Annotated in this window: 14 protein-coding genes and 1 pseudogene; 3 read left to right on the top strand and 12 right to left on the bottom strand. The window is 66.7% G+C overall.

Translation table 11 applies throughout. The features are described 5' to 3' along the window. The first annotated feature begins 78 nt into the window (after positions 1-78). The gene (locus B9S57_RS24990; RefSeq protein ID WP_103517197.1) at positions 79-462 is read left to right on the top strand and encodes a transposase; all 384 of its coding nucleotides are present in this window, start codon (positions 79-81) and stop codon (positions 460-462) included. A gap of 17 nt (positions 463-479) precedes the next feature. After that, positions 480-1,487 (top strand): IS3 family transposase, encoded by a 1,008-nt coding sequence (locus B9S57_RS24985; protein WP_103517196.1) that lies wholly within the window; start codon positions 480-482, stop codon positions 1,485-1,487. Positions 1,488-1,837: 350 nt separating this feature from the next. On the opposite strand, the pseudogene B9S57_RS24975 reads toward B9S57_RS24985, so the two are convergent. From B9S57_RS24975 to B9S57_RS24935, 10 genes and pseudogenes are all read right to left on the bottom strand, one after another. Next, positions 1,838-2,971, bottom strand: a pseudogene (locus B9S57_RS24975) (IS30 family transposase); the annotation flags it as partial. Positions 2,972-3,007: 36 nt separating this feature from the next. Continuing rightward, positions 3,008-3,658 (bottom strand): IS3 family transposase, encoded by a 651-nt coding sequence (locus tag B9S57_RS24970; protein WP_241195267.1) that lies wholly within the window; start codon positions 3,656-3,658, stop codon positions 3,008-3,010. Between the two features lie 5 nt (positions 3,659-3,663). Beyond that, on the bottom strand, positions 3,664-3,990 hold the full coding sequence (locus B9S57_RS24965; RefSeq protein WP_103517843.1) for a transposase: 327 nt from the start codon (positions 3,988-3,990) through the stop codon (positions 3,664-3,666). A gap of 635 nt (positions 3,991-4,625) precedes the next feature. Continuing rightward, positions 4,626-5,222: a hypothetical protein gene (locus B9S57_RS24960; RefSeq protein ID WP_103517842.1), complete on the bottom strand. Its 597-nt coding sequence runs from the start codon at positions 5,220-5,222 to the stop codon at positions 4,626-4,628. Positions 5,223-5,225: 3 nt separating this feature from the next. Then, positions 5,226-7,055 (bottom strand): DUF6571 family protein, encoded by a 1,830-nt coding sequence (locus B9S57_RS24955; protein WP_258036549.1) that lies wholly within the window; start codon positions 7,053-7,055, stop codon positions 5,226-5,228. Between the two features lie 55 nt (positions 7,056-7,110). Beyond that, positions 7,111-7,476: a hypothetical protein gene (locus tag B9S57_RS35775; protein ID WP_241195232.1), complete on the bottom strand. Its 366-nt coding sequence runs from the start codon at positions 7,474-7,476 to the stop codon at positions 7,111-7,113. Between the two features lie 14 nt (positions 7,477-7,490). Continuing rightward, entirely contained in the window at positions 7,491-7,907 is a 417-nt protein-coding gene (locus B9S57_RS24950) for a hypothetical protein (protein ID WP_241195233.1), read from the bottom strand. A 794-nt stretch (positions 7,908-8,701) separates the two neighbouring features. Then, positions 8,702-9,334 (bottom strand): DUF305 domain-containing protein, encoded by a 633-nt coding sequence (locus B9S57_RS24945; RefSeq protein WP_124276594.1) that lies wholly within the window; start codon positions 9,332-9,334, stop codon positions 8,702-8,704. A gap of 20 nt (positions 9,335-9,354) precedes the next feature. Then, a complete protein-coding gene (locus B9S57_RS24940; protein ID WP_241195234.1) occupies positions 9,355-10,689 on the bottom strand; it encodes a DUF1996 domain-containing protein in 1,335 nt (444 codons plus the stop codon). A gap of 211 nt (positions 10,690-10,900) precedes the next feature. Then, positions 10,901-12,187, bottom strand: a complete 1,287-nt coding sequence (locus tag B9S57_RS24935; protein WP_103517839.1) for a family 16 glycosylhydrolase — start codon at positions 12,185-12,187, stop codon at positions 10,901-10,903. 327 nt (positions 12,188-12,514) lie between these two features. Between B9S57_RS24935 and B9S57_RS24930 the strand changes: the two genes are divergently transcribed. Next, positions 12,515-13,507 (top strand): LacI family DNA-binding transcriptional regulator, encoded by a 993-nt coding sequence (locus B9S57_RS24930; RefSeq protein WP_103517838.1) that lies wholly within the window; start codon positions 12,515-12,517, stop codon positions 13,505-13,507. A gap of 240 nt (positions 13,508-13,747) precedes the next feature. On the opposite strand, the gene B9S57_RS24925 is transcribed toward B9S57_RS24930, so the two are convergent. Beyond that, on the bottom strand, positions 13,748-14,011 hold the full coding sequence (locus B9S57_RS24925) for a Txe/YoeB family addiction module toxin (RefSeq protein WP_103517207.1): 264 nt from the start codon (positions 14,009-14,011) through the stop codon (positions 13,748-13,750). Continuing rightward, a complete protein-coding gene (locus tag B9S57_RS24920; RefSeq protein ID WP_374935984.1) occupies positions 14,008-14,310 on the bottom strand; it encodes a type II toxin-antitoxin system Phd/YefM family antitoxin in 303 nt (100 codons plus the stop codon). The genes B9S57_RS24925 and B9S57_RS24920 overlap by 4 nt, the downstream gene beginning before the upstream one ends. Between the last annotated feature and the right edge of the window lie 2 nt (positions 14,311-14,312).

Below are 14,312 nucleotides of genomic sequence, written 5' to 3'. Positions count from 1 at the left end.
CCCTCTCTGCCAGCCTTGGGTGAGACATCCCGCTCTGTCGGGTTAGCCTGAGAAGGCACGACAGGAGAATCGCCCCTTATGACCAGCACCGAAACGGCCGGGTCCGACCCGGCGCCGAGGCCGAAGCGCCGCAGTTTCACCTCGGAGTACAAGCTGCGGATCGTCGCCGAGTACGACGCGGCGCCCAGGAACGAGAAGGGTGCGGTCCTGCGCCGGGAACGGCTTTACCACTCGCATGTCAAGGAGTGGCGGGCCGCCCGGGATGCAGGGGCCCTGGAAAACCTGGTCGACCGCCGGACCAGCCCGGCCCGCGCGAAGAAGTCCGCCGCGGAGGTGGAGAACGAGAAGCTGCGGCAGCAGGTGGCACGGCTCGAGAAGGACCTGGCCCGGAATAAGGCCGCGCTCGAGGTGATGGGAAAAGCTTCTGCGCTCTTGGAAATGATCTCCGAGAGCGCGGACTGAGACACGTCGTCGACCCGGTGGTGGACACCGCGTTCACGGGTGTCGAGAACCAGCTGGGCATTACCGCCGCCTGCCGGCTGACCGGCCGGTCGCGGGCCACTCACTACCGCAGGCTGCGGCCCCCGCCGCAGCGGAAACCCAGGAAACCGCAAGTGCAACCCTCGGCGCTGACGGCCGAAGAGCGCTCTGCGGTACTGGAGTTGATGAACAGCGACGAGTACGCCGAACTGGCGCCCGCCCAGATCTGGGCCCGCGAGCTGGACGCCGGGCGCTACCACTGCTCGGTCTCGACGATGTATCGGATCCTGCGCGAGCAGGGCCAGTCCGGCGAACGCCGGCGGCAGGCCACCCACCCCGCCAGGGCGGTGCCCGAGCTGGTGGCCACCGCCCCGTCGCAGGTGTTCACCTGGGACATCACCAAGGCGGCCGGACCGGCCAAGGGCGTTTGGTATCACGCCTACGTCATCATCGACATCTTCAGCCGCTACATCGTCGGCCACACCGTTGAACGGGCCGAATCAGCCGAACGGGCCGAGGAGCTGATCCGCGAGACCATCGCCCGCAACGGGATCGTGCCCGACACCGTGCACGCGGACCGCGGCACCTCGATGACCTCCAAGAAGGTCTCCCAGATGCTGATCGATCTGGGGGTGACACGCTCGCACTCCCGGCCGAAGGTCTCCAACGACAACCCCTACAGCGAGGCCCAGTTCAAGACCACGAAGTACATGTCGGACTATCCCGAACGGTTCGATTCGTTGACCCACGCCCGCGAGTGGTTCGACGCCTTCATCGCGTACTACAACCACGAGCACCGGCACTCGGGCATCGGCTGGCACACGCCGGCCAGCGTGCACTTCGGGACCGCCGAGGAGGTCCGCGACCAGCGGGCCGTCACCCTCACCGGGGCCTACGCCCGTCACCCCGAACGCTTCGGCCGCCGCCCCCGACCACCCGCAATACCCCAGACCGCCTGGATCAACGACCCGGCCAAGCGACGTGAACCCGCACCACAAACCTCATAGCGCCACAACCGTCTCACTGGACTTGAAATATTCCGCTCCGGTTCATCACGGAAGCCCGGTAGCAGTCGAGCCTGACGCACACGCTCTTCAACCCGTTCAAGGGTTGAGTAGATACCGAGCAGCTTTACGTCATCGCCGTCCGACTCGTCGCAGAACACGCCACTCTCATCGACGTGCACTGTCGAGCCGTCACCGCCAGCTTCGTTCTGGTGGCCGACATGCCACAGCGGATACACGATCACGGGCGCGAAGCTACCAGCACTCAAGTTCGTGGACGTTCGGCACCCCTCACCTCCTGGGCCCTCACGATCACAAACCGGGCATTACACGACTTCGCCGAGGCCCTGGCCGGAGAGCTCCTTCCCGCGGTCCCAGGTGAGGGTCTTGCGTAGTTGCTCGGGCAATCTGGTCATCGACTCCGTCAGTGCCGCGTTCATCGCGACCGCCCCGTATCCGCCGAGTGAGGGGCCGTTCTTCACAGAGGGCTTCTCGCCCCAGCCGTCCAGCCGTGGCAGGTGGACCAGGAGCGTGGACCTGCTGCTGCGCTCGACGAGCGTGCCGATCGCGGATCTGCCCGTCCCAATGATCAGGTCGCCCTCCCAATGACCAGGGACAGCGCGGTCGCCTGCCTCGGCCGGGCGCTCACTCAGAACGACATCAGCGGTGACATGGCCCTGTGGCTTGTTCCGGGACCGCGCCCTTGGCTGCCGTAGGGCACGGCCCGTGCGCAGACACGTGACCAGCTCGCGCTTGAGAGCACCTCGGCCTTCGATGAACAGCGACTGGTAGATCGCCTCGTGGCTGATACGCATGGACTCATCATCAGGGAAATCGACCCGCAGCCGGCGTGCGATCTGCTCCGGGCTCCAGGCCGTTGACCACCGCCTGTCTTGACGATGGGGCTTGTTCAGGCCCTTCCACGGCGGCGTCGCGGGACCTGGAACGATCGTGCCCTCGGGTCCGCGGACGTCACCGGCGAGCCGGTCCTGCACGTACTCACGCAAACGGTCGTTGTCCACGAGCTTCGCCGTCTTGGGGCGCTTCGCGGCCTGCTGCGCTTTCCACTGGGCGACCACGGCGCGGTAGACCGGCTTTCCGCCCCTGGTCGCGGCGTTGCGACGCAGTTCACGAGAGACGGTCCCGGGGTCGCGACCGATCGTCCGGGCGATCTCACGCACGCCCTTGTCCTGAGCCTTGAGCAGGGCGATCTCCTCGCGTTCGGCGAACGACAGGTAGCGGCCCGAGGGCTCGTCCAGACTCAGCGGCGCCATCCCGCCAGCGTGTCGGAACCATCGGATCCCGACCGGTGCCGACACGCCGACCCCCTCGGCGGCCTGCACAGAGGTGATCCCAGATGCGATCAGGCGCCAGAACTCTCGCTGCACCAAACGCGATGGCTCAGGCCGACCCGGTGAGCGCATCGGCGGCCGCATCGCCCTGTCCGCGGCCCACTGCCGCCGCGCGCCGGATGGCGCCGGTGGCATCTGCTTCCTCGGCAGTCCCACTGCACACCTCCGTGATCAAAGGTGTTGCGACGACCAGTTGAATTCACCTTGCGACCCGGCATCGGAGTGATGTATCAACTCGCCCCGCTGATGCGGCTGTTCGTCGCGGTCGCGTTGCCACAGAGCCATGTCGAGGGCGTCCAGGACGAGCCGTGTCTCCTTCGACGTGGCGGCGGACCAGCCGACGATCCGGCGGGAGAAGGTGTCCACGACGAAGGCGACGTAGACCACTCCTGACCAGGTGCTGATGTGGGTGAAGTCGGCAACCCAGCAGCGGTTCGGGGCCGGCGCGACGAAGTTGCGGTCCAGGAGGTCCGGTGCCCGCTCGACGGAGCTGTCCGGGATCGTAGTGATGATCCTTTTCCCACGGACCGCGCCGGTGACGCCGAGCTCACGCATCAGGCGTTCGACCGTGCACCGGGCAACGACGTGGCCTTGGCGGTGGAGCTCACGCCAGACCTTCCTGGCTCCGTAGACACGGTAGTTGGACTCGAAGATCTCCCGGATGAGCGGCTTCAGTTCCGCATCGCGAACCGTGCGGGCGGACGGGGCCTGGAGCCGTTTGTGGTGGGCGTAGTAGGTGGAGGGGGCGATCGTGCAGTCGTGCTCGGTGAGCACGCGGCAGATCGGCTCGACACCGCCGAAGCGGGCCCGGTGCTCGTCGATGAACGCTACGAGCGTGTGTGTGGCCGGTCGAGCTCGGCCGCGAAGAAAGACGCCGCAGCCTTCAGGATGTCGTTCGCTCGCTTCAGCTCGGCGATCTCCTTCTTCATCGCCTTGATCTGCGCGGACTCCTCCGTGGTCGTCCCCGGCCGCTTCCCGGAATCGATCTCGTCCCGCTTCACCCAGTTCCGCAGGGTCTCGGCCGAACCGATCCCGAGTTTCTGGGCGACCGCCCTCACGGTGGCTGACTCGTTCGGATAGTCACCGCGGACCTCGGCGACCATACGGACCGCTCGTTTGCGCAGCTCAACGGGATAGGAGGAAGGACGTGCCATGACTCGATCCTTTCACGGAATCAAGTCTCTATCGAACCCGGAACGGTTCACCCAGCCGTGCCCACTGCAACGCGTCGGTGATCCGGTGATGCTGAAGGCGGGATCGTCCCCCTACTTCTCGAGAGCGGTGCTTGTGCGGGGTGGATAGGAAGCGGTGTGGCGAACGGGGGGCCTCGCGCATCGAAGGGCTCTGAGCGGCTTTGATCTGGGGTTTTGTAGCCAAGCTTCCGTGAGTGCGTTGTGGAGTGGTCCCACGGCCGCCCGGGGAGATGGTGGGACCGATCGCTCAGACCCGTGCGGAGGATCTCGTGCACGGGTGGAGATGTGCCCTACGTGTCGGTGGGGTCGGGTCGGGTCGGGTGGCGTACTGCGAGGGTCTGACCGCAGGCGCCGGGCACGCAGTTTCGGTTGAGGCGGAGTGCCGAGGGGGTGCGCCCTCGAGGCCGTGCCGGGCCGTCTGAGCTGGAGTGGGCGTCGCAGTCGGAATCTGCCGGGTACAGACGGTCCGTGGGCCGGGGTTAGAGCCGCCGGCCCGCCGCCGAGGTCGACGACCGGAAGGATGACGGCCTTGCGCTCAGTTCGCCCGCCGCCGTGGCGAAGCGGGGCGGCGGGCGAACTGAGCGGTCGGGGCGAGGTCAAGCGGCGCAGTTGTACCGCTTGGCTAGCTTGGTGGCCACTTCTCGCATCACGGTCGCGTTGTTGCGCGTCGCGGTGTCCGGGTCGACGAGCCTCTTCTCCTTCAGTCTGGCCAGGCGCTCTTCTTCCTGTGAGGGCACCTCGAGTGACGCTGTGATGTACGGGGAGGTCGAGCCCATGCGGGCGGCGCAGCCGGCGGGCAGTGTGACCTCGGCTTGGTCGGGGAGTGCCCAGCCGGTGAACCCGGGACCGAGAGGGACGGAGCCCTTCTTGTTGTACGGGGCGCTCGGGGTGTCTTCTATGAGCAGTTTGTAGACGCCTCGGGGATAGTCGTTGTCTGGGTTGGCGCGCAGGACGGAACATCCCTTGAATACCGCGAAGTCAGTGGTCTTGCCCTTGCTCTCCCACTCCTCCGCGCTGACCTCGCCTCCCTTGCCGTCGTCGATCAGTCCCGCCGTCTCCCGGCTGAGCGCACCGTGACACAGGGTCTGCGGCAGTGGCGGCCTTTCCTCGTTGTCGGGCCATAGGCTCGCCGTCACCACGGCCACCCCGGCGGCGCCGAGCACGACGGTCAGCGGCAGCCACTTCTTGTCCATCGGTTACTGCCCCATCCACTTGTCGGCGTCGCCCATGCCGTTCTGGTACCACTGCTCGGTGATCGACTGAAGGTGGTCCTCGTACTCGCCGGGACTCGCGTCCAGCTCTTCCTTTGAGAGACCGCGCTCTGTTGCCATCCTGCGCAACATGCCGTACATCTGCTTCTCGCTGTAGTCGTAATGCCTGATCATGTTGTTGCGGGTCTCGGCGTCGACCCTTGCGTTCTGATCGTTCAGGTGGTTGTTGAGGCCGGCGTCCACCGAACGTTGAATCGCGTCGCCGGCTATCGGGATGGGGGTCAGCAGCCCGCCGACGATGTGGTAATTGAGCACCCTTTTGTAGGCGTTGGCGTCCTTCTCCGCCTGGCCCAGGTCGTAGATGACGTCCCCGCGTACGCCGTCAAGGTGGCCGAGTACCGAGGCGGACTGCTTGACCCATGCCCGGAGCTCCGGGTCCTCCTTGCGGAAGGAGTCCGCCGGGAAGTGGTTGAGCCCCTCGCTGGTGACCACGCTCTGCGAGGCGTGGATCATCTTGTAGGCGTTGGGGTCCTCCGCTGTGGCGCGGATGATCCGGGTGAGGTCGCCCCGGTCGATCTCGAGCTGGTTGAAGTCGGTGGGCCCGTCCATTTTCTTGCCGAGGATCTGGTGCACGTCGGAGCCGTAGTCGGCGATCATGTCGGCCATCGGTAGCCGCATGGAGACTGGGACGGCGCTCTGGTCCTTGTGGAGTGCTTCCGTGTACTCGCCCATCACCCGCTCGAAGATCGCGGTCTCGGCGGCGTCGTGGTGTACGGGCACCGGGTGCATCGGTGAGCCGGGAACGCGGCCTGTGGCCGCGGACTCGAGGGCGAGGCCGAGTTCGGCGCGGGCCGAGGTGTACTGGGTCTCGTCCGGCATCTTGCTCTCTACTTCGCCGCCGGGCCATTCCCGGTCTTCGAGGAAGTACTTGAGGTTGTCGGTGGTGTCCGGGTCGAAGTAATGGGTGGAGGCGGACGGGTTGCGGCTCATGGCGTTCAGCAAGCCCTTCATCGGGTCCTCCTGTGTGCCCTGCCAGTTCTTCATGACGCCGTCGTAGGCGTCGTCGTTGTCCGTCTCCCATTCACGGATGGTGTCGCCCACCTCGGTCAGGAACGCCTCGCTGTAGACCGGATCGCCCTCGTCCTTCTTCCAGGGCGAGGACTTCTCCTTGGAGTCCTTGTTCGGGTCATACACAGCCTTGTCGCCGACGTCGGCGGCCATCAGGTCCGTGAGGTCCTTCAGGGTCGCGGCGCCGCCCCCGATGGCCCCGGGATGCTGGCGAGGGAGGCCGTTGCCATCACGAGCCGTGCTGATGAGCTTGTCGGTCCAGGCCGCGGTGACCCCGCCGGGGGAGCCGATCGAGGAGTCGGGTCCGGTGGCGGTGGCAAGGGAGCCTGAGAGAGCCTTGTAGAGGCGGGCGTCGCTGCTGGAGAGCTGACCGTCGCGGCCGCCCGACTCCAGGCTGCTGGCGAGCAGCAGAACGGCGTCCTGCTGCTCGCGGCCTCGGTAGCTGAGGTTCGTCATCAGCTGCTCGGCGAACGCCGGCGAGTCCTTGCCCTCCTCGGCGAGGGTGAGGAGCCGCTCGCGCTCGCCGTCGTCGAGGTGTTCCCAGCGGGCGTAGAGCTTGGCGGCCTCGCGGCCGTTCTGGGCCTGCTGCTGCTCCTCGGCGCGCATCTTCCTGGCGTCGGCGACACCGCTGAGGTCGGTGCTTCCGAAGTCGTTGAGGTGGTGCTTGATCAGGGCGCGCAGGCCCCAGGCGCAGAGTTCATCGGCTTCGTTGGCGCGTTTCAGGATCCCGTTGATCTTGCCGCGCAACTGTTCGAACTGTGCTTCGGTTGCGAGGGGTTCTGTGCTGTCCTTGGCTCGGCGGTCAGGGTGTATTCGATGGCTGAGGACGCCGTCGGGGTAGATGGTGATACCTGGAGGGGGGGTTCTCGTATGTGTGCTTGAGGTCGTCCTGGGCTGTCTTGAAGAGGGTGTGGGCGTCCTTGAGGAGGTCGCGTACGGACTCTGCCTCAATGACGGCGTCATCGAATTCCTTGGCGGTCTTGGTGACGAACTCCTTGGTGACGGTGGCGTTCTCGCCCATCCAACTGGACTTGTCGGCCTTGGTCTTCATGGCCGAGGCGTCGGTCTGGAGGGGTGAGGTCAGCTTGCCGATCATCTCGGTCCACTGGGTCACCGCCGTGTCGAGCGGGCCGAGTCTGGCAGTGAGGAGCTGTTCGAAGGTGGGCATGGCGCGGCGGCTCCCTACTGGAAGTACTTGCTGATCTGCGAGGCGGGAACAGCCTCGTCTGCTTCCGGGGCGACGGGGCCGACGATGCGCAGCTGCGTCTCGATCCACTCGTCGTCGGCCTTGTTCGAGGCTTTCGCGTAGTCGAGGTGGTTGGAGATATGGGCGCACGCCTGGAGGAGGGTCTTCACCTGCGTCTCCCACGTCCCGATCACTTCCGTGAATGCCGCGCCGGTGTCGAACCCGTCGCCCTTGAGGCTCGTACCAGCGGTCTCACTGGCCGCCTTCGCGTGCTTACCGGTCGACTCGAGGCCGTCGAACAGGCCGAAGGCGGCGTGGCCGATGTGCCCCAGTTCGTCGTCCGGGACCACGTAGTCGGCCGAGCCTTTCTCCGCCCCTGGACCGCCACTGTCGCCGGCCGAATTCAGCCTCATCGCGGCGGCGGCCTTCAGCTAGCCCCACTCCTCTTCGAACGACATGGTCCACACCCCGTGTACTCATAGACAGTCGCCTGGCGCGCCACGATACCCGCGTGATCAAACGATTCACGAAGTAAAGGATCTTCGACATCCCGGGGAGGCGCCGGGCTCCATCGAGGAAGCGGTCACCACGACTGCGTTGGTTCGGGAGAGCTTCGAGGGAGTCCGTCGGAATCGTCGCACTCGTCTACGGGCAGCCCTCGGTCGGACCGCCGGACGCCGGCGAAGACGCGCCTCGCTACGGAGTGTCATTTCTTATGGCCAAGGGGGACAGCTCGGCCCACCGCCGTGCGGAGACGATCCGATGGTGCTGCAAGGTGAGAACCTCGCCGTGCCCCTCGGAACCAGGGCGCGTACACGGCGGGGGACGGGGTGGTGTGGCGAACGCCTAACCGATCCCCTTCCGAGCGGAATCGAGAGGGATGCAGCCGGATGGAAACGGATGACTATGTCCCCAATTCTCATCGTCGCAGGTGAGAGGCGTCACGCTCATGGGTTCGAGTCCCACCCGCCCCACCAGTTTTACCCTACGGAAACGTCCTGACCTGCGGAAACGCGGTCTTCACGGCTGTTTTCCGTGCGGTATTCGCCGCGCGCCGTGCGGTGCTGAACCGCTGTCGCATCCTGGCAGCGTGATCAGGAGCGTCTGACCTGGCTCTTTGTGGCCATTGCCTGAAAGGGCGTTGTGCAGCGGTCCGCACCTCCCGCCGGTTTGATCCTGTGCGCGAACGACTCGGTCCGATCGAGTATCACGCCTTGACGGTTGGCCGGCCCAGTTGCTTGGCAGCCCACACGCTCTCAGCCTGTCCGGCCTCGATCGCCGTGATTCCGTTGTCCCGCGTGGTCTCGTCGCCGGACGTCGCAGGCTGCGCTGCTCGCAGTTCGTCCAGCTGGGAGCTCTGCTCGGCCGTGCTCCTCGCGATGGCTGCGGCCAGTTCCCTCGCCTCGTCGGCCTGGCCATGGGTCTGCTCGCCAACGCAGAGCAACCGGGACTGCGTGAAGCCGGCGCGCAGCGCATCGGAGAGAAGCCGGTCGAACGCCTGACCGTTCGTGGCTGCAGCCTTTTCGAGGGTGGCGAGGCTCACCATGCCCGGCATGTTGTGCCCCTCGTGGGGGTGGGTATCGGGGACGCCTGAGAGACGCAGCACCGCGCGCAGTCGGCGGAGGTCTTCGCGCAGTGTCGATCCGGTCTCCGCCGCCAGCTTGGCCAGGCTCGGGTCCGCCGTGCGGGAGGGAGCCAGTTCGGTCAGGAGTTGTGCGCGCTCGGCCATGGGGATCATCAACAGGATCCAAGCGGTGTCGGTAGCGTTGAAGGCCGGTCCCGGCGACGAGCCGGCCGTCGGCTGCGAGGTGCAGCCGACGGCCAGCAGCGCCACCACCATGGCGCATGCCGACCACAGGGTCAGAATGTGCCGGCGGAGTTGCACTTGGCCTTCTGGGTGATGCAGTCCTTCACGCGGTGCCCGAGACCGGCGTTGTCCCAGGCGTTGAAGAAGTCGCCGTGGATGGACGATGCCATGCCCGAGGCCAGCCGGAAGCCCGCTGTGCTGCCGCTGGTCGGATAGCTGACGACGAAGGAGAGGTTGGGGATGGCGACAGGGTAGGCGCCGCTGCACTTGCCGTCGTAGGTGGTCGCCACGTGCGACGTGTGGTCGGGACTGTCGAGGTTCTTGCCGTCCCAGCAGTCTGGGAAGACGAGTTGGTGGGTGAGATGGGCCTTCGGGGCGCAGCGCGGCCAGTTGCCGTCGGCGCTGCGGCCGATCTCACCGCCCTCGCCGGCGCACCAGTACTGGCCCGGCGAGCCCGCCGGGGTGGGCGTCTGGGTCTTGGCGTTGCCTGAGATCATGCGGAACCCCTGCGGGAAGGGCACGGTCGCCGAGGGGTCGACGAGCCGGGAACCGTAGTACACGATCATGCTCTCGGCTTCGACGGCCTTGTCGCCTTCGTACAAGGTCGGGATCCAGTACGCCGAGAGGTCGTTGGCAGGGGTGCAAGTGGTGGGTGTGTTGGTCAGCAGCGACTGGGTCGTGGAGAACGCGTCGGTGCTCTTGTTGCCGAAGAAGCTGTGCATGTGGGACGCACCGGGCAGGCCCGGCAGGACGATGGGGTCGTCCGGCTTGGAGTGACTGTAGGAGCAGGTGGCGTTGAACTCCGGGACACGGACAATACCGGCGGGCACCGCGGCGGGCGTCATGGCACGGAACTGCGCCAACTGGGCGTCCCACTTGGCCTGGTCGATGGGGACCCATCCGGCCGCCGGGCTGTCGTCCGCGCCGACGAAGGAGAACCAGTTGATGTTGACGAAGTCACCGGTCGCCGTGCTGCGCAGCACGGCGAACACCGTTTGTGAACCGGCGGGATGGGTGGTGACGTCGGTGGCCTGGGTCGCCCAGGTCTGCCAACCACCGGTCGGGGAGACCGGTATGACGGCGAGCAGTGGTCCGGTCAGGCTGCCGGTCCGGAACTCGACCGTGCCCGAGCCGACGGCGGACGCGATCCGGGCCGACACCGTCAGCCGGCCGGCCGCGCCGAGGTCGACGCTGTCGAAGCGCATCCAGTCGCCGTTGGCGAGGAACGCGGCGTTCTGCCCGCCCCCGGTGTCCCCGGTCGCCTCCGAGGCGACACCCGACTGGGCTGAGTAGGACTCGGCCTGGACGGTGACCGTCGCGGCCTGGGCCTGCTGGGTCGACACGGTCAAGCTCAGGGCGGCTACCAGTACGACCGCCAGAGTGCTCACCAACAGTGTGTACAGATGAACGGGATCTCTGCGCATTTCACTTCCTTACGGGCATCGGGGGTGACGGGTCTGCTCGCCGAAGTACAGCGATGGGAGAGCGGGAGGCGGACAGCGGCGTTTGCCCGCAAGGGGATTCGAGTGTCTCGAACCGTCGCCCACAGGGGGCGGGCGAAGCCGCCCGGGACCTTCGCGGTAACCGGGCGGCCAGGGGTTACTGGTAGACCCGCACGTGGTCGACGAGCATTCTGGCGGGGAAGGGGGTGTTGGCGTCTGTCGGGCCCGGCCAGTCACCTCCGACCGCCAGGTTGAGGATCAGGTAGTGGGGGTGGTCGAAGATCCACGGTCCGCGTGTTTGCTCCACCTGTTCTTTGTCGAGAGTCAGAACGGTCCGGCCGTCCAGGCTGTAGGTGATGCCCTTGCTGTTCCAGTCGGCGACCCAGGTGTGGAAGTCGTCGGAGAAGTCTTCGTTCCCGGGCAGTGTGTATGGCGCGCCGATTCCACCCCCGCCGTTGTAAGCGGGCGCGTGGACGGTCGAGTACGCGGTCTTCACGTCCTTGCCGAGGATCTCCATGATGTCGATCTCGCCGTTGTACGGCCACGGCCGGCCCGTCAGGAAGTCGCCGCCCATCATCCAGAAGGCGGGCCACAGACCGTTGCCCTTGGGAACCTTGATGCGTGCTTCGACGCGCCCGTAGGTGAACTGGAACGTCGCGCCGGTGTTCATCCGCGCCGAGGTGTACTGACAGGTGGTGCTGCCGCTCAGCGGGTCACGCGGGCACGACGATCCGGCTGTGACCTCCTTGCGTGCTTCCATCACCAGGTGTCCCGCCCCGTCCAGTGCGGCGTTGCGGTGGTCGGTGTAGTTCTCCAGCTCGTTGTTCGGCCCGGTGCCCGGGTCGGCCCTCCACTTCGCGGAGCCGGGTTTGCCGCCTGCGGCGCCGTCGAACTCGTCACTCCACACCAGCCGCGGCGGGTTCGCGGGGTCACTCGGCAGCGGCGGAGCCTGTATCGGATCGCCGCCGGTGCCGTACACCTGGAACTCCCACAGTGAGTAGCCGTAAGCGGTGGCGCGCTGCGTCCCGTACATGCGCACATAGCGGCCGTTGCCGGAAACGGCCAGGTTCTGAGTGCCGCCCGTGCCCGCGGTTGTCTGGTGGACGACGGTCCACCTCTCCGCATCGCTCGATACCTCGATCCTGAACGCGGTGCCGTGCGCGGCTTCCCAGTTGAGGACGACCCGGCTGATCCCGGCACTCGCCCCGAGGTCGATCTGAATCCACTGCGGGTCGGCGAAGGCGCTGGACCAGCGCGTCCCGAGGTCGCCGTCGACGGCGCTACGAGCGCTGAAGGGCCCCTCGGTACTCGATGAGGTGGCGGGCTTTCCCTGAGAGAGCAGCACCTCCGCCGCCTGTGCGGGAAAGGTCGGGAGGGCGATGAAAGTGAGCAGTGCGGCCGCGAGGGCCAAAAATAAGCTGAAGCGGCGCAGCGGCGCTTGCATGGGCGACTCCTCAAGTGGGGGAAGTCAGGGAGCGCTCCCTGAGAGGGAGGATGGAGGGGTCGATGAAGGCTGTCAATACCTTCTTCACCTCGAAAAAACAGTGGCGTAACATCTGCGACGCGCGGAGGGAGCGATCCCTCATGGCTTACGCGGCACGCCGACGGCCACCGGGGTGCCGCTGGGGGAGAGACCTTTCCGGGCGCGCTCATGTCGCCCCAGCCTGCGGATACGCTTCCCGCATCGCCATGACGCAGAGCCGGAGGTCGCCCTGATGAGAAAACCCGCCCCGCGCACGAACCCGGGCGGCGGCACAGGGGACGGACAGGCATGAAACGCCCCACTCTCGATGTGGTGGCCGCCCGTGCGGGTGTGTCCAAATCGAGTGTCTCCCGGGTCATCAACGGCGAGACGACGGTCGCCCCGCAGATCCGAGACGTCGTCATGCGCGCCGTGAACGAACTGGGCTACGTGCCCAACGGCGCGGCACGCAATCTCGTCACCCGCCGCACGGACACCCTCGCCGTGGTGGTGTCCGACCCGCCTCAAGGAGTCGTCTCCGACGACCCCCTCTTCTCCGCCGTGGTCCGCGCCGTCAGCAGGGAGCTCGAGACGGCGGGCAAACGGCTCGTGCTCATGCTCGCGGAATCGGACCGGAGCCGGACCAGAGTCGTGCAGTACATCGCCGGCGGGCATGTGGACGGCGTGCTCCTGGTAGCCCTGCACGGGACGGATCCGCTGCCGGCCGCACTCGCCCGGCAGGGCCTGCCCGTCGTGTCCTTCAACCGCACCTCCGCACAGGACGTCCCGTACGTCGCGCTGGACAACGCCGGCGGAGCGGCGCTGGCCGTGGGTCATCTCCTGGAGCGCGGTCGGCGCCGGATCGCCACGATCACCGGTCCGCTCGAACTGTACGAGGCGCGGGAGCGCCTCGATGGCTACCGTCAGACGCTGCGTGACACCGGCCGTCGCTCCATCGTGGCACTGGGCGACTTCACCAGGGCATCCGGTGCCGAAGCCATGCGGCAGCTCCTGGAGGACGATCCCGACCTCGATGCGGTGTTCGCGGCCAACGACCTGATGGCGATCGGAGCGCTGCGCACCCTCCGACAAGCGGGCCGACGTGTCCCCGAAGACGTGGCGGTCATCGGTTTCGACGACATAGAAGCCGCGTCCTACACCAGTCCCGCGCTCACCTCGGTGTGCAGCCCGATGGCCGACCAGGCGACCGCTGCCGTCCACCTGCTCCTCGGTCTGATCGACGGCGGCCCCACACGGCCGGTGATCATGCCGAACGAACTCGTCGTGCGCGAGTCGACCTGATTTCCCGTCAAGGGCCCGAATTCCTTCCTCCGGGGTGGGTAGGGGCGATGCTCGCTCCCGGGAGCGTATGCCCGCGAGGTCATCGTGGAGCAGGGGATCACGACCATGCTCAGCGTCCGATACGCCCCCGAGTAAGCGGTCGCGCCCTGGTCGTGTGGATCGTGAGCCCGTGCCTGCGTCCTGCGAAGGCTGATGGGCGCTGTCAAGAGCCGAGGCATGGCCCGTGGGTATGCGCCTGGTTCACCGTTCGTAGTGGAAGCGGCACGCCACCACGTGGATGACGGCGTTCTCATCGATGCGGTACACCAGCCGGTGTTCGGAGTTGATACGCCGCGACCAGTAGCCGGAGAGGTCGTTCCGCAGCGGTTCGGGCTTGCCGATTCCTTCGTGGCCGCCCCGGTCGATGTCGGCGATCAGCTGGTTGATGCGCTTCAGTATTTTGCGGTCGTTCCCCTGCCACCACAGGTAATCGTTCCAGCCGTCGTCGACGAACAGCACCTTCACGCGGCGCCACGCCCGGCCTCGTCATCGGGATCCACCAGCTCGCGAAGTGCACCCTGGCCGGCCCGGTCCTGCTCGATGGACCTGCGCAGGCGCTCGGCCATCGCGGGCGACCGCAGCAGGTAATCGGTCTCTTTCAGTGCCTCGTACTCGGCGAGCGAGACGACGACCATCGGCTCATGGCCGGTCCGGGTGATGACCAGCTCCTCGGCGTCGTTCTCCACCGCGTCGAGGGCGTCGGCGATGCCCGCGCGTAGCTCGGTGACACTCATCGTCTTCATGACGTACACGATAACGTACAGAG

It is taken from the genome of Streptomyces sp. SM10, assembly GCF_002910915.1.
GTDB lineage: Bacteria > Actinomycetota > Actinomycetes > Streptomycetales > Streptomycetaceae > Streptomyces.
The sequence above is the reverse complement of the archived record's forward strand: the minus strand, read 5'-3'. Positions and strand labels throughout refer to the sequence as shown.